22 protein-coding genes are annotated in these 25588 nt (G+C 54.6%); 5 read left to right on the top strand and 17 right to left on the bottom strand.

What is annotated here, in order from left to right; translation table 11 throughout:
* The first annotated feature begins 10 nt into the window (after window positions 1-10).
* Both gspE and hofC read left to right on the top strand, forming a co-directional pair.
* Window positions 11-1396, top strand: coding sequence for a type II secretion system protein GspE (gspE, locus tag KCR01S_RS09125; RefSeq protein ID WP_061282306.1), 1386 nt, complete (start codon window positions 11-13; stop codon window positions 1394-1396).
* The gene (gene hofC, locus KCR01S_RS09120; protein WP_061282304.1) at window positions 1389-2588 is read left to right on the top strand and encodes a protein transport protein HofC; all 1200 of its coding nucleotides are present in this window, start codon (window positions 1389-1391) and stop codon (window positions 2586-2588) included. The genes gspE and hofC overlap by 8 nt, the downstream gene beginning before the upstream one ends.
* A 36-nt stretch (window positions 2589-2624) precedes the next feature.
* Here hofC and KCR01S_RS09115 read toward each other — a convergent pair whose 3' ends face one another.
* Complete coding sequence (locus KCR01S_RS09115; protein WP_061282303.1) at window positions 2625-3668, bottom strand: GMP reductase; 1044 nt, start codon at window positions 3666-3668, stop codon at window positions 2625-2627.
* A 225-nt stretch (window positions 3669-3893) separates the two neighbouring features.
* On the opposite strand from KCR01S_RS09115, the gene coaE reads away from it, so the two are divergent.
* The 3 genes from coaE to yacG are packed head-to-tail and all read left to right on the top strand — an operon-like array spanning window position 3894 to window position 5464.
* Window positions 3894-4514, top strand: coding sequence for a dephospho-CoA kinase (gene coaE, locus KCR01S_RS09110; protein ID WP_061282301.1), 621 nt, complete (start codon window positions 3894-3896; stop codon window positions 4512-4514).
* Window positions 4514-5257 (top strand): cell division protein ZapD, encoded by a 744-nt coding sequence (zapD, locus tag KCR01S_RS09105; RefSeq protein ID WP_061282299.1) that lies wholly within the window; start codon window positions 4514-4516, stop codon window positions 5255-5257. The genes coaE and zapD overlap by 1 nt, the downstream gene beginning before the upstream one ends.
* A gap of 9 nt (window positions 5258-5266) precedes the next feature.
* A complete protein-coding gene (yacG, locus tag KCR01S_RS09100; protein ID WP_061282297.1) occupies window positions 5267-5464 on the top strand; it encodes a DNA gyrase inhibitor YacG in 198 nt (65 codons plus the stop codon).
* A gap of 50 nt (window positions 5465-5514) precedes the next feature.
* Here yacG and mutT read toward each other — a convergent pair whose 3' ends face one another.
* The 16 genes from mutT to KCR01S_RS09020 form a co-directional block, all read right to left on the bottom strand.
* Window positions 5515-5904 carry an 8-oxo-dGTP diphosphatase MutT gene (gene mutT / locus KCR01S_RS09095; RefSeq protein WP_061282295.1) on the bottom strand — a complete coding sequence of 130 codons (390 nt, stop codon included), beginning with the start codon at window positions 5902-5904 and terminating at the stop codon, window positions 5515-5517.
* 58 nt (window positions 5905-5962) lie between these two features.
* Window positions 5963-8668, bottom strand: a complete 2706-nt coding sequence (gene secA / locus KCR01S_RS09090) for a preprotein translocase subunit SecA (RefSeq protein WP_061282293.1) — start codon at window positions 8666-8668, stop codon at window positions 5963-5965.
* A 63-nt stretch (window positions 8669-8731) separates the two neighbouring features.
* A complete protein-coding gene (gene secM / locus KCR01S_RS09085; RefSeq protein ID WP_082767954.1) occupies window positions 8732-9235 on the bottom strand; it encodes a secA translation cis-regulator SecM in 504 nt (167 codons plus the stop codon).
* 263 nt (window positions 9236-9498) lie between these two features.
* On the bottom strand, window positions 9499-10416 hold the full coding sequence (gene lpxC / locus KCR01S_RS09080) for a UDP-3-O-acyl-N-acetylglucosamine deacetylase (protein WP_052283032.1): 918 nt from the start codon (window positions 10414-10416) through the stop codon (window positions 9499-9501).
* Window positions 10417-10516: 100 nt separating this feature from the next.
* On the bottom strand, window positions 10517-11668 hold the full coding sequence (gene ftsZ, locus KCR01S_RS09075; protein ID WP_052283033.1) for a cell division protein FtsZ: 1152 nt from the start codon (window positions 11666-11668) through the stop codon (window positions 10517-10519).
* Window positions 11669-11729: 61 nt separating this feature from the next.
* Window positions 11730-12992 (bottom strand): cell division protein FtsA, encoded by a 1263-nt coding sequence (ftsA, locus tag KCR01S_RS09070; protein ID WP_052283034.1) that lies wholly within the window; start codon window positions 12990-12992, stop codon window positions 11730-11732.
* Window positions 12989-13822 (bottom strand): cell division protein FtsQ, encoded by an 834-nt coding sequence (gene ftsQ / locus KCR01S_RS09065; protein ID WP_061282289.1) that lies wholly within the window; start codon window positions 13820-13822, stop codon window positions 12989-12991. The genes ftsA and ftsQ overlap by 4 nt, the downstream gene beginning before the upstream one ends.
* A 1-nt stretch (window position 13823) precedes the next feature.
* Window positions 13824-14744 carry a D-alanine--D-alanine ligase gene (locus KCR01S_RS09060; protein ID WP_061282286.1) on the bottom strand — a complete coding sequence of 307 codons (921 nt, stop codon included), beginning with the start codon at window positions 14742-14744 and terminating at the stop codon, window positions 13824-13826.
* Entirely contained in the window at window positions 14737-16212 is a 1476-nt protein-coding gene (gene murC / locus KCR01S_RS09055; protein ID WP_061282285.1) for a UDP-N-acetylmuramate--L-alanine ligase, read from the bottom strand. Before murC ends, KCR01S_RS09060 begins: the two co-directional genes overlap by 8 nt.
* 54 nt (window positions 16213-16266) lie before the next feature.
* Window positions 16267-17334: an undecaprenyldiphospho-muramoylpentapeptide beta-N-acetylglucosaminyltransferase gene (gene murG / locus KCR01S_RS09050; RefSeq protein ID WP_061282282.1), complete on the bottom strand. Its 1068-nt coding sequence runs from the start codon at window positions 17332-17334 to the stop codon at window positions 16267-16269.
* Window positions 17331-18590: a cell division protein FtsW gene (gene ftsW / locus KCR01S_RS09045; protein ID WP_061282281.1), complete on the bottom strand. Its 1260-nt coding sequence runs from the start codon at window positions 18588-18590 to the stop codon at window positions 17331-17333. Before ftsW ends, murG begins: the two co-directional genes overlap by 4 nt.
* The gene (murD, locus tag KCR01S_RS09040) at window positions 18590-19906 is read right to left on the bottom strand and encodes a UDP-N-acetylmuramoyl-L-alanine--D-glutamate ligase (RefSeq protein ID WP_061282279.1); all 1317 of its coding nucleotides are present in this window, start codon (window positions 19904-19906) and stop codon (window positions 18590-18592) included. Before murD ends, ftsW begins: the two co-directional genes overlap by 1 nt.
* 2 nt (window positions 19907-19908) lie before the next feature.
* Window positions 19909-20991, bottom strand: a complete 1083-nt coding sequence (mraY, locus tag KCR01S_RS09035) for a phospho-N-acetylmuramoyl-pentapeptide-transferase (RefSeq protein ID WP_052283041.1) — start codon at window positions 20989-20991, stop codon at window positions 19909-19911.
* Window positions 20985-22343, bottom strand: coding sequence for a UDP-N-acetylmuramoyl-tripeptide--D-alanyl-D-alanine ligase (murF, locus tag KCR01S_RS09030; RefSeq protein ID WP_061282277.1), 1359 nt, complete (start codon window positions 22341-22343; stop codon window positions 20985-20987). The genes mraY and murF overlap by 7 nt, the downstream gene beginning before the upstream one ends.
* Complete coding sequence (gene murE, locus KCR01S_RS09025) at window positions 22340-23827, bottom strand: UDP-N-acetylmuramoyl-L-alanyl-D-glutamate--2,6-diaminopimelate ligase (RefSeq protein ID WP_061282275.1); 1488 nt, start codon at window positions 23825-23827, stop codon at window positions 22340-22342. Before murE ends, murF begins: the two co-directional genes overlap by 4 nt.
* Window positions 23814-25580, bottom strand: a complete 1767-nt coding sequence (locus KCR01S_RS09020; RefSeq protein ID WP_052283044.1) for a peptidoglycan glycosyltransferase FtsI — start codon at window positions 25578-25580, stop codon at window positions 23814-23816. Before KCR01S_RS09020 ends, murE begins: the two co-directional genes overlap by 14 nt.
* Window positions 25581-25588: the final 8 nt, after the last annotated feature.

The following is a 25588-nucleotide window of genomic DNA, read 5'->3' as shown; positions in this document are numbered from 1 at the left end:
GGAGCCGTCAATGAAGAATGAACAATTACTCACGCTGTGCCAACGCCACCATGCTGTGCTGTTGTTTAACGGCCCGGACGAACTCGGCATCGCCGTGGTTGGCTCCCCGGCAGGCGAACTCATGGACTCCCTGCGTTTTGCCACACAAAAACGGGTAGACATTGAGTGTTGGGACCAGGAGCGTATGGATAAATATCGACAAAAAAGCAGCAGCGTTAATCTGCCCGTCCTCCATGACGATGCGAACAACCCGGTGGAGTTACTGAACCAACTCTTTCAACAAGCACAGCTCCAGCGCGCATCCGATATTCACTTCGAGCCCACGGAACACCATCTACGCATCCGTCTGCGAGTGGACGGTGTGTTACACACGCTGTCTACCGCCTCGTTGCTGCTGATGACTCCGCTGGTTGCCAGATTGAAGGTGCTGGGTAGTCTTGATATCGCCGAACGTCGTCTCCCCCAGGACGGGCAGTTCACGGTTGAGATCAGTGGTGCTCCCCTCTCTTTTCGCATTTCGACGCTACCTTGCCGCTATGGAGAGAAAGTGGTCCTGCGCCTGCTGCATAAGGTTGAGCAAGCGCTGGATCTCCAGGGGCTAGGGATGTCGCCAGAAGCGTTGGTGCAATTCCAATCGGCACTGAACCAACCGCAGGGGCTGATTCTGGTTACCGGGCCAACGGGAAGCGGAAAAACGGTCACGCTCTATAGCGCCCTGCAAAGTCGTAATAGCAGTGATGTGAATATATGCAGCGTCGAGGATCCCGTTGAGATCCCGCTGGATGGTCTCAATCAAACCCAGGTTAACGTCAGAGCGGGGCTCACCTTTCAAAGCGTGCTGCGATCTTTGCTGCGGCAAGATCCGGATATCGTGATGGTTGGCGAGATCCGCGATAACGAAACCGCGGAAATTGCCATCAAAGCAGCACAAACCGGGCATCTGGTGCTTTCAACCCTGCATACAAACTCTACCGTAGAAACACTGGTACGCCTTGAGCAAATGGGGGTAGCCCGCTGGATGGTTTCATCTGCATTGCTGATGGTCGTTGCACAGCGTCTTGTACGGAAACTTTGTCCTCACTGCCGTGTTGAAGTTCAGGGCGGCTACACGCTGCCGCTGGCACTTTGGCCACGCGCGCTTCCACACTGGGCTGCGCCAGGATGCTCACATTGCTATCATGGCTATCACGGACGGTTGGCGCTGTTTGAGGTTCTACCGCTCACGCCAACGCTACGTCAATCCATTCTCCACGGTTCAAGTCCATCTGAATTGATGCAACGCGCAAGGCAAGAAGGGATGAACACGCTCTTCGAGAGCGGCTGCCTTGCCGTTGAACAGGGACTCACGACTCAGGAAGAGCTGCTTCGCGTTCTTGGGATGCCTCAGGATGCGTGAACAACTCTGGCACTGGCAGGGACTAAACGCTAATGGAGAGAGACTCCATGGTACCATTTGGGGCAACCATCGCCCTGCCGTTCTCATTGCGCTACAACAACAGCGTATTACCGTCATAACGCTAAAGCGCCGTAGCATTAACGCCTCGCAGTGGCGCACACAGCATAGCTGTATGGTTATCAGTCAGTTAGCCACATTGCTACAGGCCGGGCTCACATTATCGGACAGCCTAACCCTGCTGGCACAACAACATCCCAGTGCGCAGTGGCGAGCCCTGCTGTCATCGTTATCAGAGAGATTGGCACAAGGTGTCTCATTGTCAGAAGGGCTACAGCAATGGCCCCAGGCATTTCCGCCTTTATACCTTGCCATGATTCGCACCGGTGAAATCACCGGTAAACTGGAACAGTGCTGTCTTGAGCTCGTACGCCAGCAAAAAGCGCAGCTCCTGCTGGCGGCGAAGGTAAAAAAAGCGCTGCGTTATCCCATGATTATTCTGTCGCTCGCTGCGCTAGTGGTGATGGCCATGACCGGATTCGTTCTGCCGGAGTTCACGGCCATCTATCGCACATTTAACACCCCATTACCCACGCTCACGCTTGCCGTGATGGCAATGGCCGCTTTTGTCGAGCAGTGGTTTTTCATAATATTATTACTGCCCATTATTCCCCTCGTCCTCAGTACGGCCCTGAAAAATCACCCCCCGTGGCAACGCACCCGCCAAAAAATAGTGCTATCGCTACCGGTGATGGGAAAGCTCGCGCGTGGACAAAAGCTCAGTCAAATCTTCACCGTGCTCGCGCTAACACAACGCGCGGGTATCGCTTTCTTACAGGGGCTGGAAACGGTTGAAATGACGCTGGTCTGTCCGTGGTGGCGCGAAATCATCAGCACGCTTTATCAGGACATCGCCCATGGCAGCGCTATCTGGCAAGCAATGGAAAAGAGTCAGGTTTTTACGCCGCTTTGCTTGCAGCTGGTCAGAACCGGGGAAGCGTCAGGTGCGCTGGATGAAATGCTGGATAATCTGGCGCGTCATCATGATGAGAATACGCAAAATCTGGCGGAGAATCTGACATCGTTACTGGAGCCGATGCTTCTGATCGTGACGGGATTAATTATTGGTACGTTGGTGGTGGCGATGTATCTGCCAATCTTTCACTTGGGAGATGCCATTAGTGGGATGGGGTAACGCTGGCGCACTAAGCACCAGCGTTAATCCTCAAAGCTACAGGCTGTTGAACACGCGGTTCTCTTGTTCCTGTACTCGGATAAAGGTCGTGCGTTTAGTCAATTCTTTCAGTCGCGAAGCCCCGACATAGGTACACGCTGAACGCAGGCCGCCAAGAATATCGCGTGCGGTATGTTCCACCGGTCCGCGCAGCGGCAGCTTAACCGTTTTGCCTTCCGCAGCGCGATACTGGGCAACGCCGCCAACGTGACGGTTCATCGCAGACTCAGAGCTCATTCCGTAGAACAGCATAAATTTCTCACCGTTCTCTTCCACCAGTTTGCCACCGCTCTCATCGTGACCCGCCAGCATACCACCCAGCATAACGAAATCCGCGCCGCCGCCAAAAGCCTTCGCCACATCGCCCGGCATGGTGCAGCCGCCATCGCTGACGATCTGACCGCCCAGACCGTGTGCAGCATCAGCGCATTCGATAACGGCAGAAAGCTGCGGGTAGCCGACGCCGGTTTTCACGCGAGTGGTACAAACGGAGCCAGGGCCAATGCCGACTTTAACGATATCGGCACCGGAGAGAATCAGCTCTTCGCACATTTCCCCAGTCACGACGTTACCGGCACAGATGGTTTTGGTCGGCCATGCTTCACGCGCTTTCGCGACGAATTGTACAAAATGCTCGGAGTAACCATTCGCTACATCAATGCAGACAAAAGTCAGTGCCGGATTCAGTTTGAGGATCTGCTGCGTTTTTTCAAAATCAGCATCGGAAGTACCGGTAGAAACCATCACATGCTTAAGCACGTCCACAGACTCGGTCTGTACGAAAGTTTTCCACTCTTCAACGGTGTAGTGCTTATGTACCGCCGTCAGAATACCAAAAGAGGAAAGGACTTTTGCCATTCCGAAAGTGCCCACAGAATCCATGTTCGCTGCGATAATCGGCACGCCTGACCAGCGTTGTCCTGAATGTTTAAAGGTGAAGTCGCGTTCCAGTTCAACATCGGAACGGCTTTTAAGGGTAGAGCGTTTAGGGCGGATAAGAACGTCTTTGAAACCTAACTTCAGATCTTCTTCGATACGCATGTGCGAATTCCTGGGGTTAATGGCAATTAAATTGAGAGCACAACTCCAGTAATGTAATCATACGCACTAATCAGGGCTTCGCAAGACTGCGATTTTCAGTTTTTTTAAGCTACAATCCCATAAATTTACCTGGCGTTGAGCGCCGTGCAACATTGATATCCTCGTTGCCGGCGGCCAGTTTATTAACCAAATGATTTTCATACTAAAAACCCAGGGCAAAGCGGTATGACTTACACAGTAGCGTTAACGGGCGGCATCGGCAGCGGTAAAAGTACGGTCGCAGATGCATTTTTTCGCCTGGGAATAAACGTTATTGATGCCGATATTATCGCCCGCCAGGTTGTCGAACCGGGAATGCCTGCTCTGGCAGCAATTGAAGAATATTTTGGTCCTCAGATGCTAACCTCAGACGGTGCACTGAATCGCCGTGCGCTACGCGAGCATATTTTTGCTCACCCTGATGACAAAACCTGGTTAAACAGCCTTCTGCACCCGCTTATTCAGCAAGAAACCCAGCGTCAGTTCCAACAGGCCACATCGCCATATGTGCTTTGGGTTGTTCCACTGCTGGTGGAAAATAAGCTCTATCATCGAGCCGATCGCGTGCTGGTTGTCGACGTCGCACGTGAAACTCAGCTTCACCGAACCATGCAGCGCGACAAGGTGTCGCGAGAGCATGCGGAGAATATTCTTGCAGCCCAGGCCTCCCGCGAAGAACGTTTGGCCGTGGCTGATGACATTATTAATAACAACGGCACACCAGATGCAATTGCATCGGATGTCGCTCGCCTGCACGCCCGCTATCTCCAGCTCGCCGCGCAGGCTGTATCACAGGAAAAATCGTAATGCACACCCACATCCTTTTTGAGCATCCCTTGAATGAAAAAATGCGTACCTGGCTGCGTATTGAATTTCTGACAGAGCAAATGAATGCCAATTTACCTATCAGGGATCACGCCAGCGCGCTGCATTTTTTCCGTAATGTTGGGGATTTACTGGATGTGTTCGAGCGCGGTGATATCCGCACTGAACTCCTCAAAGAGCTGGAGCGCCAGCAGCGGAAACTCAATGCCTGGAGCGAAGTGCCCGGTGTTGATATCAGTCGTATTGATGCATTGCGCCAACAGTTAAAGAACAGCAGCAGTATCCTGATGGCCGCTCCGCGTATTGGCCAGTTCCTGCGAGAAGATCGACTGATCGCACTGGTTCGCCAACGTCTGAGCATTCCTGGCGGCTGCTGCAGCTTTGATTTACCGACATTGCATATGTGGCTACACGCCAAGCAGAGCCAGCGCGATACGTTGGTAGAATCCTGGCTCGCCAGCCTCGAACCGCTGAATCAGGCGTTAGCGCTGATCCTCGACCTGGTGCGCAACTCCGCGCAGTTCCGCAAGCAAACCAGCCTGAACGGCTTCTACCAGGACAATGGCGATGATGCCGATCTGCTGCGCTTGAAGCTGGATCTGGTTTCCCAGCTTTATCCGCAAATTTCCGGCCACAAGAGCCGCTTTGCCATTCGCTTCATGCCGCTGGATAGCGAACACGGAAGCGTTCCGGAACGTCTCGATTTTGAACTGGCATGCTGCTAAGGAGCCATAATGTCTGACGTCACGACGGTAAACTGCCCAACCTGCAACAAACCGGTTATCTGGGGCGAGCAAAGCCCATATCGCCCATTCTGCTCTAAACGCTGCCAGCTCATTGATCTTGGCGAGTGGGCGGCGGAAGAAAAGCGTATTCCAAGCAGCGGCGATCTTTCCGATACCGATGGTTGGAGCGAAGAGAAGGAATTATAAGCGGTCTGAATACAGCGACGCCGGGTTATCCCGGCGTCAACGTCATGAGTTTAGCTCGCGATGAGCTTTTCAATGATCGGTGCGTTAGCCGGCGGAAACTCATCCACCGCTAAATCCTGTTGCGCAATCCAACGTCCCGGCTGCCCTTCTTTACCCCACGGCTCACCGTCCCAGCCATTCACCAACCAGAACCACAGCGTGATGTGACGATCGGGAAACTGATACTCCAGCTTGTCAAACTGCTGAAGGGTCGTCACGGTAATCCCCACCTCTTCCTGCAGTTCTCGGATCACCGCCTGTTCAGCAGTCTCGCCCTCTTCAATCTTACCGCCAGGAAACTCCCACTTATTCGCCATGTGCGCGTCGGCAGCACGCTGGGTGATATAAATTTCCCCTTCTGCGTTACGAATGATACCAACGGATATTTGCAGTTTTTTCATCTTGTTTTACCTATAAAAAAGGCGCAGTAATCTGCGCCTTTTATTGTCTAACCGACCCTTAGCTCAAACGGCCGTGGCACTGTTTGTATTTTTTACCGGAACCACATGGGCACGGATCGTTACGCCCTACTTTGCGCTCGCCGGTTTGTGCTGCCAAATCCTGTGCGGCAGCGGAATCATCGCTTTGATGGCTCAGTTGCTGAAGCTGCGCCAGACGCTCAGCTTCTTCGCGACGCTGCTGCTCCATTTCTTCGACTTCTTCCGGCATGCGCACCTGAACCTTGCTCAGAGTGCTAATCACTTCATACTTCAGTGACTCCAGCATGGAAGCAAACATCGCAAAGGACTCACGTTTGTATTCCTGCTTTGGATCTTTCTGTGCATAGCCACGCAGGTGGATACCCTGACGCAGATAATCCATCGCTGCCAGGTGCTCTTTCCACAGGGAATCGAGGGTCTGCAACATCACGCCTTTCTCGAAGTGGCGCATCATCTCAGTGCCAACCACCTCTTCTTTGCGTTTGTAGACTTCAACCGCATTTTCCAGAATACGCTCACGCAGCGTCTCTTCATGCAGTTCAGGCTCTTTGTCCAGCCATTCAGAAATTGGCAGCTCCAGATCGAAGTCATTTTTCAGACGTTCCTGCAGACCCGGGATATCCCACATTTCTTCCAGCGATTGTGGCGGAATGTGCGCATCAATCGTGGCTTTAAACACATCTTCACGAATGCTGTTGATGGTTTCGCTTACGTCTGACACGTCCAACAGTTCGTTACGCTGGGTATAAATCGCGCGACGCTGATCGTTGGCGACATCATCATATTCCAGCAGTTGCTTACGAATATCGAAGTTACGGCTTTCCACTTTGCGCTGGGCGTTAGCAATCGCCTTGGTCACCCATGGGTGTTCAATCGCTTCACCAGGTTTCATACCCAGTTTGCGCATCATGCCAGACACACGGTCAGAGGCAAAGATACGCATCAGGGCATCTTCCATAGACAGATAGAAACGAGAAGAACCCGCATCACCCTGACGACCAGAACGGCCGCGCAGCTGGTTATCGATACGACGAGATTCGTGACGTTCGGTACCAATGATGTGCAGACCACCTGCAGCCAGTACTGCATCATGACGCACCTGCCAGTCAGCTTTGATCTGTGCGATCTGCTCCGGCGTTGGATCTTCAAGCTGAGCGACTTCCGCCTGCCAGCTACCACCGAGCATAATATCGGTACCACGACCCGCCATGTTGGTGGCGATGGTGACCGCGGCCGGGTAACCCGCTTGCGCAACGATATCCGCTTCGCTGGCATGGAACTTGGCATTCAGCACGTTATGCTTGATACCCGCTTTGACCAACTCATTAGAAACCACTTCGGATTTCTCAATGGAGATAGTACCAACCAGAACCGGCTGTCCGTTGGCGGTACGCTCTCTGATATCTTCAATGATGGCCTGAATTTTCTCCGCTTCAGTCATGTAGACCAGATCCGGCATATCTTTACGGATCATCGGACGGTTAGTCGGTACCACTACGGTATCGAGTTTGTAGATAGAGCTAAATTCGAATGCTTCGGTATCTGCAGTACCGGTCATCCCCGCCAGCTTCTCGTACAGACGGAAGTAGTTCTGGAAGGTGATAGATGCCAGCGTCTGGTTTTCGTTCTGAATATCAACGCCTTCTTTGGCTTCAACCGCCTGGTGCAGACCGTCAGACCAGCGACGCCCCTGCATGGTACGACCGGTGTGTTCATCGACGATAATCACTTCGCCATCTTTAACGATGTAGTCGACGTCACGAGTGAACAGCACGTGTGCGCGCAGCGCAGCGGTCACGTGGTGCATCAGCATAATGTTCGTAGGGGAATACAGCGATTCGCCCTCTTCCATAATGCCTTCTTTCACCAGCAATTCTTCTACCAGCACCAGACCGCGCTCGGTGATGTTGACCTGGCGCGCTTTTTCATCCACGGAGAAGTGACCTTCGCCCTGGAAGGTGTCGGAGTCTTCTTTTTCCTGACGAACCAGATGTGGGATGATTTTGTTCACTTTCTTATACATTTCCGAGCTGTCTTCAGCCGGGCCGGAAATGATAAGCGGGGTACGCGCTTCATCGATCAGGATGGAGTCGACCTCATCCACCAACGCATAGTGCAGTTTACGCTGTACGCGCTCTTCAGGGCTGAACGCCATGTTGTCACGCAGGTAGTCAAAACCGTATTCGTTGTTAGTACCGTAAGTAATGTCCGCGTTGTAGGCTTCACGTTTAGCCGGAGCCGGCAGGCCAGACATGTTAATGCCCACGGTCATGCCGAGGAATTCGAACAGCGGGCGGTTATTTTCGGCGTCACGCTGTGCCAGATAATCGTTGACGGTAACCACGTGAACGCCTTTACCGGACAGCGCATTCACGTAGGCCGGCAGCGTTGCGGTCAGGGTTTTACCTTCACCAGTACGCATTTCCGCGATGCAGCGGTCGTTCAGAACCATACCGCCCAGCAGCTGCACGTCAAAGTGGCGCATGCCAAACACACGTTTACTGGCCTCACGTACTACGGCGAACGCTTCCGGGATCAGGCTTTCTACGCTTTCGCCTTTTTCAATGCGCGCGCGGAATTCATTGGTTTTGGCTTTCAGCTCGTCATCGGAGAGTTTTTCCATCTCCGGTTCCATCGAGTTAATGAGGGCGACAGCTTTGCGCATACGACGCAGCGTACGATCGTTACGACTGCCAAAAACTTTGGTCAATAATTTGATTAACATAATAAAATCTCAAACGCCCCGACATTTCGGAGTCATAAAAATAAAAGGATAAAACGGTTATTTTCAGACGAGGCGCTGCGGTCCTGCGCGGATCCCATGTACCTGGCTAACCCAGGACGGAATGTTAAAAACCAGAGGAGGTGAAGCAGGTAGTACCGCGGCCTGCGCAATGACAAGCGACGGTTGGCTTTCTACATTTAGTAACGCATTCAGCGAATCAAGTAACGCCAGATGCTGCGCCTGCAGCGGCGATGCGGTTTCTGCAACCGGAAGCGCAGTCGGCACCATGGCAAAAGAGAGGTGACGGATAACCGTACGAATAGCGTGCTGATGCCAGTAATCGACGTTGAAAGAAGGACGGCGATTATTTTCCAGCCGCGCCAGCTGCGTAAAATCGATTTTCTGTGACGGGCTATGGTTGCTGGCCGTCGTACGGGTAGGCGAGGCGGGTTCGGTATTATTCGCAAGTGCAGGCAGGCCAAATCCAGCAGCAACCATCCCCAACAGGAGATGCGGCCAGAAGTAGCGTCTACCAAACTGTCGCCAGCGCGTCAGCATTCCACTCACGTAATGTTCCACCTTCGTTTTTATTGTCATTATTCTATTTTAGCGCCCAGATATTACCATTAATGCAGCTCTACAGCAGCAGTATTGACGAATTCATCAGCGAAAAATGGCTCAAGAAAACAGCGGTCGCGCAGGAGTGTGATCTTTCCAGAAACACCCATAGCAGAAAAGAAGAATGAAGAGGGGTCAAAAAAGAAAAAACGACTGGTTCCCTGACCGGAGAGAGTGCCAGGTTGCCAGTCGAATTTACGCGATGGTTAGGCTTATGCCAGAACCATTGTCGGTGCTTTGAACGCCAGCGGCAGTTCTGCGTCGTCTTCGAAGGTCACATATTCCCAGGCTTCCTGTTTTGCCAGGACTGCCTGCAGAAGTTTGTTATTCAGCGCATGACCGGATTTAAACGCGGTAAATGCACCAATAATGTTGTGACCACACATGAACAAGTCACCGATAGCATCCAGCATTTTGTGACGAACGAATTCATCTTCAAAACGCAGGCCGTCTTCGTTCAGTACGCGATAATCGTCAACAACGATGGCACAATCGAAGCTGCCGCCCAGGCACAGGCCACGGGACTGCAGATATTCGATATCACGCATGAAACCGAAGGTACGTGCACGGCTGATCTGGCGCATAAAGGCGTCTGCGGAGAAATTCATCGCATAACGCTGGGTGCTTGCATCAATCGCCGGATGGTTAAAGTCGATGGTAAAGTCCAACGAAAAACCATTGTACGGTTTGAATTCAGCCCACTTATCGCCATCTTCAACACGAACGGTGTCTTTAATACGGACGAATTTCTTCGCGCAGTTCAGTTCATCAATGCCAGCATCCATCAGCAGATAAACGAATGGCGCAGCACTGCCGTCCATGATCGGGATTTCTGGCGCATCGACTTCAACAATGATGTTGTCGATACCCAACCCCGCCAGTGCGGCGTTAAGGTGCTCTACGGTCGAAATCCGCACGTCATGCTCGTTGACCAGACAAGTACAGAGCATTGTATCACGCACAGATTTGGCATCGGCCGGAAAATCTACCGGTGGATTCAAGTCGGTGCGACGATAGATGACCCCGGTATTTGCCGGCGCAGGGCGTAGCGTCAGTGTGACCTTTTTGCCGGTATGTAAACCGACGCCAGTCGCCTGAACGATACGTTTAAGTGTCCTTTGTTTGATCATCGTATAATCTCGCCAAATTAACTATCCAACCGAAGTGTACTATACATTCGGTGGGCCAGTTTAGCACAAAGAGCGCAGATTCCCTAATTCCAGCTAATTCTTAATCAGCTTGCTTACGCAGGAACGCTGGGATATCCAGATAATCCGGTTCTTTCGTGGTTTGCGCCGTATTGTCGTTTACCACTTTAGCGGCCGGTTTCTGCTCTTGCGTCAACGGAGCCATACCGTGCTGCTGATAGCGATCCAGCACCGGCTGTTGCGCCTGTTTGTTCGCAACAAGGGTAATCTCTGGACGTTTGTCCATGCCAATACCGGTTGCCACAACGGTCACGCGCAGTTCGTCGTTCATATCCGGGTCAAGGGAAGTACCGATAACCACGGTCGCATTGTCCGATGCAAACGCACGGATGGTGTTACCAACGGTTTCGAATTCATCCAGACGCAGGTCGAAGCCCGCGGTGATGTTGACCAGAACGCCACGAGCACCGGACAGGTCGATATCTTCCAGCAGCGGAGAAGAGATAGCCATTTCAGCCGCTTCTTCTGCACGGTCTTCACCGCTCGCAATGCCGGAGCCCATCATCGCATAGCCCATTTCGGACATCACGGTACGCACGTCTGCAAAGTCGACGTTCATCAGACCCGGACGGGTGATCAGTTCGGCGATACCCTGCACTGCGCCTTTCAGCACGTCGTTAGCCGCGCCAAATGCATCGAGCAGAGAAATACCACGACCCAGCACTTTCAGCAGTTTGTCGTTTGGAATGGTGATCAGCGAGTCCACATGCTTGGACAGCTCAGTGATACCCTGCTCCGCAAACGCCATACGCTTCTTGCCTTCAAAGTTGAATGGCTTAGTCACGACAGCAACGGTCAGAATACCCAAATCTTTAGCTACTTCTGCAACGACAGGTGCTGCACCGGTACCGGTACCGCCGCCCATGCCTGCTGCGATGAAGACCATGTCCGCACCTTCCAGTGCTGCGCGCAGCGCTTCACGGTCTTCGTCAGCCGCGTTACGGCCGACTTCCGGGTTAGCCCCTGCACCCAGACCTTTGGTAATACCGTTACCAATCTGGATGGTCTGGCCAACGGCCGTTTTACGCAGTGCCTGCGCATCGGTGTTAACAGCAAAAAACTCAACACCTTCAATGCGTTCGCGCACCATGTGTTCAACGGCATTACCGCCGCCGCCACCGACGCCGATGACTTTAATCACCGCGTCGTTGGTCAGTTCCATAGGTTCAAACATAGTTTCTCTCCGTTTTGTGCCTGTCGCCTGAGACCGCTAACGTGCCCGGTCTCTTTAAAAATTAAAACTCTTTCCGTAACCAGCTATTCAGTCGTTTGATCCACGATCCAACCGATGCGGTTACGCGCTTTTCTACCTCTGCTTCACCACTTAAGTGGGACTCTTTCCCGTAGTGCAGCAGACCCACAGCCGTTGAATAATACGGCTCCTGGGCATAGTCCGTCAGACCAGTAATATTCAGCGGTGCCCCGATACGAACTTGCGTATGGAACACGCGCTGTGCGCAGGCCGCTAACCCTTCAATTTGCGCCGCACCGCCGGTCAATACAATCCCCGCCGCCAGGTGGTGTTTTACCCCTTGCTGACGCAGTTGCTCTTGTAACTGTAAAATCTCTTCATTGACGAGGTTCAAAAGCTCGGTATAACGCGGCTCGATAACTTCTGCCAATGTCTGACGCTGCAGGCTACGCGGTGGACGTCCACCTACGCTTGGCACTTCAACGCTCTCATCTTTGCCCACAATGGAGCCTAATGCGCAGCCATGGCGCACTTTAATCGCTTCGGCATCGCTTGGTGGCGTACCGAAGGCGTAAGCGATATCACTGGTCACCACGTTCCCGGCATAAGGGATCACTTTGGTGTGACGCAGCGCACCGCCGGTGTATACCGCGATATCCATTGTACCGCCACCGATATCCACAACGCAGACACCCAGCTCACGTTCATCTTCCGTCAATACGGAATAACTGGATGCCAGCCCGGCGAAAATCAGCTGATCAACCTTCATACCACAACGTTCAACCGCTTTGACAATGTTTTTTGCCATATCATTGTGGCAGGTAATCAAATGTACCTTGGCCTGCATACGTACGCCGGACAAGCCTACCGGGTTTTTAATCCCTTCCTGGTAATCAATGGCGTATTCTTGCGGAATAACGTGTAAAACACGATGCTCATCACGAACGCGAACAGACTTCGCCGTGTGCACCACGTTCTCAACATCTTCCTGCGTGACCTCTTCTTCTGAGATAGGCACCATCCCTATCTCATTTTGACAGCTAATGTGCTTACCGGAAAGCGCCAGATACACAGAAGAGATCTGGCAATCCGCCATTAGCTCGGCCTGATCGATAGCGCGCTGTACGCATTTCACTACCGACTCAAGGTCGTTCACTCCGCCTTTGTCCATACCTCGGGACGGGCAACTGCCAACCCCAATGATATTAATCACTCCGTCGGGCAGAACTTCCCCTACTAAAGCGGCTACTTTCGCAGTGCCAATCTCCAGTCCAACTACCAGTTTTCTGTCCGTCGCCTTGATCATTGTTGTTCTGCCTGTGCCTGATTCTGTTGTTGATTGGTGTCCGCCGCAGGTGCAGGTTCCCAGCCTACTGCCGCCCCCGAGTCATAACGCAAATCAACATAGCTAATCCGATTACCCTCTGTTTGCGCCTGCTGCAAAAGAACCGGATACAGTTCCATAAAACGCGCCAGCCGCTTCATCGTATCGCCCCGCCCCAGATTCAGCTTGATACCATTATCAAGCGTCAGCTGCCACGAACGGCGCGCGGTCATCGCCGCAACCTTCAACGTGAATTTCCCTTTCGCGAGCACCGCACCCATGTCGTGATAACCCTGTAAAACTTCGCTTGCGCTACCTTCAGGGCCATAAAGCATAGGTAAGTTCTGTTTGTTGGCACGATCGGCCGGTACGCTAAAGGCCGTGCCTTCCGCGTCCACCATGTGCTGATCATTCCAACGCGCAATGGGCACATATTCAACCAGATGAATCTTCAATTCGTCCGGCCATTGTTTTCTTACGCTTGCCTGTTTAATCCACGGCAGTCGTTCAATCTGACTCTGAACGATGTTCACATCCTGAGTCATAAAGGTTCCCGGCGATCCCAGTGCCAGAATGGACTGACGGATATCATCGTTACGCGTGTAATGACGATCGCCGGTCACTACCAGTTTTGAGATGGGCAAACGTTGCGCATCTTCCATCCAGCCCAGCACTACCCAGCCGCTAACAAACACGGTACACAACACGGCCAGCAGGAAGAAAATACCGACTAACTGTGTTCCATTATTGCGCCGTGAAGAGGCGTACTCCTCTTCTTCACGGTTCCGCGTATTCAGCGCAGCCTGCGACATATCACCCCGCCAGGTCCAGAATTCGTACTACCAGCTGCGAGAAGCTCATTCCCGCTTGTCGCGCCGCCATCGGCACCAGACTATGGCTAGTCATCCCCGGAGACGTGTTCGCCTCCAGCAGATAATATTGCCCGTCGTTGTCCTGCATTACATCTATACGTCCCCAGCCGCGACAGCCTAAAACTTTCCAGGCTTTCAGCACCAAAGACTGCATTGCAGCTTCCTGGCCTAATTCCTCACAACCAGGGCAGAAATATTTTGTCTCATCAGAGAGATACTTCGCCTCATAATCATAGAAGGTTCCGGCAGGTTGGATGCGAACTGACGGTAAAATTTCTTCACCGAGCACCGCTACGGTAAATTCAGGCCCACTCAGCCATTTTTCCACCAGAACTTCGTCATCATGTTGAAACGCCTGCGATAACGCATCGGCCAGTTTGTCACTCTCCGTGACTTTTGACATACCGACGCTGGAACCTTCACGGCTTGGCTTCACAATCAGCGGTAAACCCAGATCAGTGACCTGCGCTAAAACCTCTGCAGACAGCCCACTTTCGAACATTTCGCGCGTTATCGCTACCCATGGAGCAACAGGTAAACCTGCGCCCTGCCACAATAATTTACTGCGCAGCTTATCCATGGAAATCGCCGATGCCATTACGCCGCTGCCGGTATAAGGCAGCGAAATCAGCTCCAGAAGCCCTTGAAGCGTGCCATCTTCCCCGCCGCGCCCATGCAGTGCAATAAACGCTTTCTTAAAACCCATGTTTTTCAGCTGGGTAACATCAGTCTCTTTTGGGTCAACCGCATGCGCGTCAACGCCAGCTTCGCGCAGACCCGCCAGCACCGCAGCGCCGGAATTGAGCGAGACTTCGCGCTCGGCTGAGGTCCCCCCCAAAAGAACCGCGATTTTATCAGCCATGACGCGGTTCCTCCTGAGTTTGCGGCTTGAGTTTGATTTCAGCTAAGTTACGCGCGATTTTACCAATATTTCCCGCGCCCTGAATCAAGACCAAATCATTACCCGTCAGTACTGAAGCCAGCATTTCCGGTACCTGTGCTGGGTCGGAAATCAAAATCGGATCCACTTTCCCGCGTCCACGAATGGTACGGCACAGCGAACGGCTATCGGCGCCAGGGATCGGAGCTTCTCCTGCCGGGTAAACATCCAGCATCAACAGGGCATCGACCTGCGTCAGCACGTTAGCAAAATCATCGTACAGATCGCGCGTACGGGTGTAACGGTGCGGCTGGAAAACCATCACCAGCTTTTTATCCGGCCAGCCCGCGCGTGCGGCTTTAATCGTGGCATCCACTTCCGTTGGGTGGTGGCCGTAGTCGTCCACCAGCATCGCGGAACCGTCCTGACCATTCACTTCAGCCAGCGGGAATTCGCCGAGGAAATCAAAGCGGCGACCGGTGCCCTGGAAGCTTTCCAGCGCGCGCAGAATCGCGTCGTCTTCAATCCCTTCTTCAGTCGCGACTGCAACGGCGGCTGCGGCGTTCAGCGCATTGTGACGACCTGGCGCATTGAGCGTCACGCGCAGGTTTTCTTTATCCTGGCGCACCAGCGTGAAGTGCCCCTGCGGGCCAATCTGCTGGTAGTCTTCAACGCGTACGTCGGCGTCATCACTAAAACCGTAGGTGGTGGTCTGGCGACCTACGCGCGGCAGAAGCTCGCGAATCACCGGATCGTCCACGCACATCACCGCACGACCATAAAACGGCAAATTGTGTAGGAAATTAATAAAGGTCTGTTTTAAATTCTCAAAGTCGCCCTGGTAGGTATCCATATGGTCAGCTTCGATGTTGGTGACAATCGCCACCATCGGCTGCAAATGCAGGAACGACGCATCGCTCTCATCCGCTTCCGCGATCAGATAACGGCTGTGGCCCAAACGCGCATGGACGCCCGCTGCTTTCACCAATCCACCGTTAACAAAGGTCGGGTCAAGCCCGGCTTCCGCATAAATGCTGGATACCATCGCTGTGGTGGTCGTTTTGCCGTGGGTGCCAGCAATCGCAATACCGTGGCGAAAACGCATCAGCTCCGCCAGCATCTCCGCGCGACGAATCACCGGAATACGCGCTTCATGTGCTGCCACGATTTCCGGGTTATCCGCAGAAATCGCCGTAGAGACCACGACCACGCTCGCATCGCGAACGTTTTCCGGGCGATGGTTGAAATAAATGGTGGCGCCCAATTGAGCCAACTGCTGCGTCACCGGGTTCGGCGCGAGATCGGAACCGCTAATCTGATACCCTTCGTTGGCTAATACTTCGGCAATACCGCCCATCCCGGCGCCGCCGATGCCAACAAAGTGAATGTGCCGGACGCGACGCATCTCGGGCACGATAGAACGCAGTTTCGCCAGTTGTTGTGTATTCATTCTCTAAACGCCATCACTTCTACAAATTCGGGCGACGCAAATGCGCCGCGATGATTAAGCCTTAGCTGCCAGGCTCACTTCTTTTGCTACCCGCTCGGTAGCATCCGGGATAGCCGCTGCGCGTGCGCGCTCGGCCATCTCCAGTAATGTTCTGCGATCCCAGCTCGCCAGCGTGTCGGCGACCGCTTGCGCGGTAAACTGAGGTTGCTCAAAAATCTTTGCCGCGCCCGCTTTTTCCAGCGGTAACGCATTCCAGTACTGCTGCCGATCTTTATGCTGGAACGGCACAAAGATCGCCGGTAGCCCAGCAGCAGCAATTTCACTGACCGTCAGCGCACCGGAGCGGCAGACGACCACGTCAGCCCATGCATAGGCGGCCGCCATGTCATCAATAAATTCTGTCACTTTATGCTGCAGCTGGCCGGCATCTGCATATGCCTGCTCAACGGTCTGCTGACCGCCTTTGCCGCTCTGATGCCAGATAGTGACCGCATCACCCAACAGCGCCGCAACCTGTGGCACGGTCTGGTTAAGAACGCGAGCGCCCTGAGAGCCACCAACCACCAGCACACGAATCGGGCCATCGCGACCGACCAGGCGCTGTTCCGGCAACGGAAGCGCAAGCACATCAACGCGCACCGGGTTACCGACAACCTCCGCATGGGCGAATGCGCCAGGGAAAGCCTGCATCACTTTGGTGGCAATCTTCGCCAGCCATTTGTTAGTCAGACCGGCAATACCGTTTTGCTCATGCAGCACCACCGGGATCCCCAGCGACCATGCCGCCAGACCTCCAGGCCCGGAAACATAACCGCCCATCCCCAGCACGACGTCCGGCTTAAAGCGTTTCATAATGGCGCGCGCCTGACGCCAGGCGTTAAAAATACGCATCGGTGCCAGCAGCAGCGCTTTCAAGCCTTTGCCACGTAGCCCGGAAATATGAATGAAGTCGATTTCAATGCCGTGTTTCGGCACCAGGTCAGCTTCCATACGATCTGCGGTTCCCAGCCAGCGCACTTGCCAGCCCTGCTCCATTAAATGGTGCGCAACCGCCAGCCCTGGGAACACGTGTCCGCCAGTACCGCCCGCCATCACCATTAACCGCTTTGTTTGACCGCTCATCGAGAACCTCGGGTAAACGCCTGCGCTTTTTCCAGACGCGTTTCATAATCAATTCGTAATAAGAACGTAATGGCTGTCGACATAATCAGAAGACTGGAGCCACCGTAGCTTATCAACGGCAGGGTCAGACCTTTGGTCGGCAACATACCGGCCGCGGCCCCGACGTTGACCAACGCCTGGAAGCTGAACCATACGCCGATTGCGCAAGCCAGGAAGCCAGAAAAACGTTGGTTAATCTCCAGCGCTTTGCGACCGATGGACATGGCGCGGAAAGCGACGAAGAATACCATTAAAAGGGCCAGTACCACACCGATATAACCCAATTCCTCGCCGATGATGGCAAAGATGAAGTCGGTATGCGCTTCAGGCAGATACTCCAGTTTTTGTACCGAGTTGCCTAATCCCTGCCCCCACATTTCACCGCGGCCAAACGCCATCAGCGATTGCGTCAGCTGGTAACCGCTACCGAACGGGTCTTCCCACGGGTTCCAGAAGGAGGTCACGCGGCGAATACGATACGGTTCGGCAAGGATCAGCAGCACCACCGCTGAGATCCCCATGCCGATAATGGCGATGAACTGCCACAGCTTTGCCCCCGCCAGGAATAGCATCGCCAGCGTCGTGACGAATAGCACGACCACGGTACCTAAGTCCGGCTGCGCCAGCAGTAAAATCGCCAGCACGAAAATCACGCCCATCGGTTTTAAGAAGCCGCGCAGGTTGTTGCGCACTTCATCGGCCTTACGCACCAAATAGTTGGCGATATAGCAAAACAGCGACAGCTTGGTCAGTTCGGCCGGCTGGATACGCAGAGGGCCGAAAGCAATCCAACGCGATGCCCCGTTAACCGAGCTCCCCACCACCAGAACGACCAACAACATCCCGATAGAAGCAATCAACATAAAGGTGCTGTGCCGCTGCCAGAAGGCCATCGGCATACGCAGGGTAATCAGCGATAACCCAAGCGCCAGCAGCAGATACAGCCCATCACGCTTGGCGAACAGGAATGGATCGTTCGCCAGGCGCTGTCCGACCGGCATTGACGCCGAGGTCACCATGATAAAACCAATGGCCGCCAGACCAAACGTCAGCCACAGCAGCATGCGGTCGTACATGATCAGGCTGTCGGAATCTTTATCCCGAGAGCCCATTACCCAGCCTTTCAGCGCAGCAAACAGCCATGCGAAAATGCCCATGCCCGGCAAACGCGGCAGCCTCAGTTGAGGCAGTCTCAGGCGCGGGAGCGAAAAACGCATCAACCTAACTCCTTCGCCAGACGAGCAAAGACGTCACCGCGTTGCTCAAAGCTTTTAAACTGATCGAGGCTGGCGCAGGCTGGCGACAGCAGAACCATATCGCCGTTTTTCACCAACGGTGCGAGCAAACGCATCGCCTGCTCCATGGTTTCCGTTTGCGTGGCAATTTCCGGACGCAGCGCGGCCAGTTCACCGCCGTCACGGCCAAAGCAGTACAAGCGAATGTTATCGCCGGTCAGATAGCGCTGCAGCGGCGCGAAGTCGGCCGATTTACCGTCTCCCCCCAACAGCAGGTGCAGTGTCCCCGCGACGTGCAGGCCATTTAACGCCGCTTCAGTGCTGCCCACGTTGGTGGCTTTAGAATCGTTAATCCAGCGCACGCCGTTATGCTCGAGCACAATCTGGAAGCGGTGGGCCAGCCCGGTAAAAGTGGTCAGCGCCTTCAAACTGGTCGCGCGCGGCAGGCCAACGGCATCCGCCAGCGCCAGCGCCGCGAGAGCGTTGCTATAGTTATGCTGCCCGGTGAGCGGCATCTCTTTCACATTCAGCACTTTTTCGCCCTTCACGCGCAACCAGGTTTCCCCCTGCTGGCGATTCAGGTGATAGTCGCCGACATCAACGCCAAAGCTGACGCAGCGCTCATCCGCACCACGCACCGGCATGGTCAAGCCGTCATCGGCATTCACCACGCAAACTTTGGCATTCTCGTAAACGCGCAGTTTCGCCGCCCGATACTGCTGCAAACCCAGCGGATAGCGATCCATGTGATCTTCGGTGACGTTGAGGATTGTGGCCGCCGCCGCACGCAGGCTGGAGGTGGTTTCCAGTTGGAAGCTGGAAAGTTCAAGCACGTATAGCTCGCGCGAAGGATCCAACAGCATCAGCGCTGGCAGGCCAATATTGCCGCCCACACCGACGTTGACACCCGCGGCTTTCGCCATTTCGCCTACCAGCGTGGTGACGGTACTTTTACCGTTCGAGCCGGTAATGGCCACAATCGGTGCCTGCGCTTCACGGCAGAACAACTCAATATCGCCAACGATTTCAATACCCGCATCGGCGGCGCGGGAAAGCGCCGGATGCGCCAGCGCAATACCCGGGCTGGCGACGATAAGGTCAGCTGCCATCAACCAGTCTTCATTCAGGCTGCCGACGTAACGCTCTACCGTCTCCGGCAGTTTATCCAGACCGGGTGGCGTCGCTCGGGTATCCATCACGCGCGGCGTGACGTTCTGCGCAAGGAAGAAATCCACGCAGGAAAGCCCGGTCAATCCAAGACCAATAATGACGACGTTTTTACCCAGGTAATCTGCCATGATTAACGTACCTTCAGCGTTGCCAGGCCAATCAGCACCAGCATCAGCGAAATAATCCAGAAGCGCACGATGACGCGCGGTTCCGGCCAGCCTTTCAGTTCATAGTGGTGATGAATCGGCGCCATGCGGAAAATACGCTGACCGCGCAGCTTGAAGGAACCGACCTGCAGAATGACCGACAGGGTTTCAACCACGAAGACGCCGCCCATGATGACCAGCAGGAACTCCTGGCGCAGCAGCACAGCGATAATACCCAGCGCACCGCCCAGAGCCAGCGAACCCACATCACCCATGAAGACCTGCGCCGGATAGGTGTTAAACCACAGGAAACCTAAGCCCGCGCCAACAATAGCCGTACAGACAATCACCAGTTCACCGGCGTGTCGCAGATAAGGGATATGCAGATAGCTGGCAAAATTCATGTTACCGCTCGCCCACGCCACCAGCGCGAAGCCCGCAGCCACAAATACGGTCGGCATAATCGCCAAGCCATCGAGCCCATCGGTCAGGTTAACGGCGTTGCCGGTACCCACGATAACGAAATAGGCCAGCAGGATGTAGAACAGACCCAGTTGGGGCATCACGTCTTTGAAGAACGGCACCACCAGCTCGGTGGCTGGCGTGTCTTTCCCTGCAAGGTACAGCGCGAAGGCAACGCCCAGAGCAATCACCGACATCCAGAAGTATTTCCAGCGAGCAATCAGACCTTTGGTGTCTTTGCGAACCACTTTGCGGTAGTCATCGACGAAGCCGATAATGCCGTAGCCCACCAGCACCGTCAGCACGCACCAAACGTATGGGTTAGACGGGTAAGCCCACAGCAGCACGGAAACGACAATCGCGGTGAGGATCATGATCCCCCCCATTGTCGGAGTGCCACGTTTGCTGAAGTGGGATTCCGGACCGTCGTTACGCACGACCTGGCCGAAGGACATTTTTTGCAGACGGGCGATCATGCGCGGGCCCATCCATAATGAGATGAACAGCGCGGTCAGCAGGCTGACGATGGCGCGAAACGTCAGATAGGAAAAGACGTTAAAGCCAGAATAATATTTGACCAGGTGTTCGGCCAGCCATACTAACATGTCCCATTCTCCTGTAATGCGCGTACAACCTCTTCCATGGCGGCACTGCGTGATCCTTTCACCAGAATGGTGATAGTTTTATGTTCTTTAATCAGCGTGTTAAGGCGAGCAATCGCCGAGGCCTTGTCGGTAAAGTGCTCCCCTGCCCCGCTGGCGTCACTGATGGCCTGGCTTAAATGACCCACGCTCAACACCCGGTCGATGCTAGCCGCTTTCGCCGCTTCACCCACCTGAATATGACAGGCTTCGCTTTCAGCACCCAGTTCCGCCATATCGCCGACCACCAGTACGCGGTAGCCCGGCATTTCGGACAGCACCTGCACCGCCGCAGTCATTGAACCGACGTTAGCGTTGTAGGAGTCGTCCAGCAGCAGTTGAGTCTCCGATAAGTGCACCGGGAACAGACGCCCCGGTACCGCTTTAAGCTGCGCCAGCCCGGCTTTCACCGCATTCAAATCGGCACCAACCGCCGTCGCCAGCGCGGTCGCTGCGAGCGCATTCGCGATATTGTGGCGGCCCGGTAGCGGCAGAAGCACTTCAGCACTGCCGTTTGGCGTATGCAGCGTAAATACGGTGCCCTGCGCGGTAATGCGAATATCAGAGGCGCTGAAATCACTGCCTGCGGCAGTCGGCGAGAAGCACCATACGGTGCGATCGCCAATTATCTGCTGCCAGTTTGCCCAGTCGTTATTGTCGGCATTGAGAATGGCAATACCGCCTTCCGACAGCCCGGAGAAAATCTCGCCTTTTGCCTTTGCCACGCCGGCTAACGAACCAAATCCTTCCAGATGGGCGGCCGCTAAATTGTTCACCAGCGCCGCTTCAGGACGCGTCAGGCTCACGGTCCAGGCGATTTCGCCCTGGTGGTTTGCCCCGAGTTCAATGACCGCAAACTGATGTTCTGGGGTCAGACGAAGTAATGTCATCGGCACGCCGATGTCATTATTTAGATTGCCAGCGGTATAAAGTGTGTTACCGCACTGCGCCAGAATGGCGGCGGTCATCTCTTTTACCGACGTTTTGCCGGATGAACCGGTTAGCGCGACCACGCGAGCAGGGACCTGCTTACGCACCCACGCCGCCAGTTCGCCGAATGCCAGACGGGTATCACTCACCACCAGCTGCGGCAGATCGATAGCCAGCTTACGGCTGACCAGCAGTGCGCCTGCGCCTGCATCCTTCGCCGTTTGCGCAAAATCGTGCGCGTCAAAACGTTCGCCTTTCAGCGCCACAAACAGACAGCCCGGGGTAATTTTTCGGGTATCGGTCGTAACGTCGTCGATCAGTACATCTTCACCCTGAAGCTCACCGTTCAGTACGCCGGAAAGCTGGCTAAGCGTTACGCCAATCATGCCACCACTCCCAGCAGACGCGCTGCGGTAATACGGTCTGAGTAATCCAGACGGCGGTTGCCTACAATTTGATAATCTTCATGGCCTTTACCGGCCAACAGTACGACATCATTCTCTTTCGCCTGCATGATGGCGTTGGTCACCGCTTCAGCGCGGCCTTCCATCACCTTCACGTGCCCGGCATCAACCATGCCTGCCAGAATGTCGTTAATGATTGCCCGAGGCTCTTCGGTACGCGGGTTGTCGTCGGTGACCACCACGATGTCGGAGAACTCCTCGGCAATCGCGCCCATCAGTGGGCGTTTACCTTTATCGCGATCGCCGCCGCAGCCAAAGACGCACCACAGTTTACCGACGCAGTGCAGACGCGCCGCCTGCAGCGCTTTCTCCAGCGCATCAGGGGTATGGGCATAATCGACAACTACCGTAGGTTTACCCGGCGCGCTGAACACTTCCATGCGCCCGCAAACCGGTTGCAGACGCCCCGAGGTTTTCAGCAAATCGGCCAGCGGATAGTCCAGCGCCAGCAGCGTAGCCAGCGCCAGCAGCAGATTGCTGACGTTAAATGCGCCCATCAGGCGGCTTTCAATCTCACCTTCGCCCCATGTTGATGCGAAGCGAATCGTTGCGCCGCTGTCGTGATATTTCACGTCGACGGCTTTCAGCCAGCGACCGTGACAATTTGGGTTGATATGGTCTTCCATCGATACGGCCACCGCATCCGGCAGACGACCGAGCCAGCGACGGCCCACTTCATCATCGGCATTCACAATGGCCTGGCCACAGTGATGAGTGGAGTAAAGCAGCCATTTAGCCGCTTCGTAATGTTCCATATCACCATGATAATCAAGATGATCGCGGCTGAGATTGGTGAACACGGAGGCGGCAAACTTCAGTGCCGCCACGCGATGCTGCACCAGGCCATGGGAGGAAACCTCCATCGCCGCCATGGTTGCGCCCTGCGCGACCAGCCCCGAGAGCACGTGCTGGACGTCAACCGCCGAGCCGGTGGTGTTCTCAGTCGGGATCACTTTGTCGAGCAGACCGTTACCAACGGTCCCCATCACCGCGCTGGTTTCACCCAGCAGCTGACACCACTGAGCAATCAGTTGGGTCGTGGTGGTTTTACCGTTTGTTCCTGTCACGCCAATCAGGCGCAGACTCTCGGACGGTTCATCATAAAAACGCCCGGCCAGCGCCGATAAACGTTCATTTAACTGGCTGAGGTAAATAACCGGCACGCCGTGCATCTCGCGAATTTCACCGTCGGTCGCTTCATCTTTTGCCTCGGCAACAATCGCGGCAACACCTTGCGCAATTGCCTGCGGGATATATCGACGCCCGTCCGCCTGATGACCTACTACCGCCACGAACAGATCGCCCGATGCAGCCACACGGCTGTCGAGCGTCATCTCCCGCAGTGCTCGCTCCGGCGCATTTGGCACCCACGGAGCAAGAAGGTCGCGCAAATTACGATCTGCCACCTGAACCCTCGCCTTGATTTGTCACAAATTCACTTTTATCGCCCGTTGCCAGCGCATCCGGTTCAATGTTCATCGTGCGCAGTACGCCGCCCATGATGGCACCAAAGACCGGCGCGGAAACGGCGCCACCGTAGTATTTACCCGCCTGCGGATCGTTGATAACCACCACCAGTGCGAAACGCGGCTGGCTGGCGGGGGCAACGCCCGCGGTGTAAGCAATGTATTTATTGATATAGCGCCCGTCCGGACCGACTTTTTTCGCCGTACCGGTTTTAATCGCGATACGGTAGCCTTTAATCGCCGCCTTCACGCCGCCGCCGCCAGGCAGGGCCACGCTTTCCATCATATGAACGACAGTGCGGACGATAGATTCCGGGAAGATGCGCTCGCCGGGTACCGGCGGGTCAACTTTGGTAATCGACAGAGGACGGTAGATGCCGTAGCTGCCAATCGTTGCGTAGACTCGCGCCAACTGTAACGGAGTTACCATTAGCCCGTAGCCGAAAGAGAAGGTGGCCCTCTCTATGTCAGACCACCGTTGTTTTTGAGGATATAAGCCACTGCGTTCCCCGACCAACCCCAAATTGGTCGCTTTTCCCAGTCCAAAACGTGAGTAAGTATCTACTAACGCTGAGGAGGGCATCGCTAACGCCAGTTTGGAGACACCGACGTTACTCGACTTCTGTAGAACCCCTGTCAGGGTCAATTCACTGTAACGCGCCACGTCTTTAATTTCATGACCGTTAATTCGATATGGGATGGTGTTCAGTACGGTATTTTCACGCACCACGCCGCGCTGCAGCGCGGTCATCACGACCATTGGTTTTACCGTTGAACCCGGCTCGAACACGTCGGTAATTGCCCGGTTACGCATGGTGTCTTTCGCCGTGCCGGTAAAGTTATTCGGGTTGTAGGACGGGCTGTTGGCCATCGCCAGCACTTCGCCAGTACTCACGTCGACCAAAACGGCGCTGCCGGATTCCGCTTTGTTAAACGCCACGGCGTTATTCAGCTCACGGTAAACCAGCGCCTGAAGGCGTTCATCGATACTCAACGCAAGGTTGTGTGCGGCCTGGCTATCGGTGGAAGAAATATCTTCGATGACGCGACCATAGCGGTCTTTACGCACAATACGTTCGCCCGGCTGGCCGGTGAGCCACTTATCGAAGCTTTTCTCAACCCCTTCAATCCCCTGACTGTCGACGTTGGTAAAGCCGATCAAGTGAGCGGTCACTTCGCCCGAAGGATAATAACGGCGAGATTCTTCACGCAGATAAATGCCCGGGAGTTTGAGCTTTTTGATGTAGTCGGCCATATCAGGGTTAACCTGACGAGCCAGATAGATAAAGCGCATACGTGGGTTGGTGTTGATGCGCGATGCCAGCTGATCGAGCGGCATATTGAGCGCATCTGCCAGCGCCTTCCAGCGATTGTTCAGCACCACACCGCCGGCTTCATGCAGCTCTTTCGGGTCAGCCCAGATGGCTTTTACCGGCACGCTCACCGCCAACGGGCGACCAGAGCGATCAGTAATCATGCCGCGAGACGTGGAAACTTCCTGCACGCGCAGCGAACGCATGTCACCCTGACGCACCAGCATATCTGGCGCGATAATCTGTAGCCAAGCCACGCGGCCCAGCAGGAAACCCAGTGCAATCAGAATACAGCCGCAAAGCAACGCAAAACGCCAGCTTATAAAGCTGGCCTGTTCTTCCTGACGTTTCGGTTTAAGCGTTTTTGCCGCCGGTTTCATGCGTTGCA

It is taken from the genome of Kluyvera cryocrescens NBRC 102467 (assembly GCF_001571285.1).
In the GTDB taxonomy this organism is placed as follows: Bacteria; Pseudomonadota; Gammaproteobacteria; order Enterobacterales; family Enterobacteriaceae; genus Kluyvera; species Kluyvera cryocrescens.
This window is presented reverse-complemented; position numbering and strand designations above follow the sequence as displayed.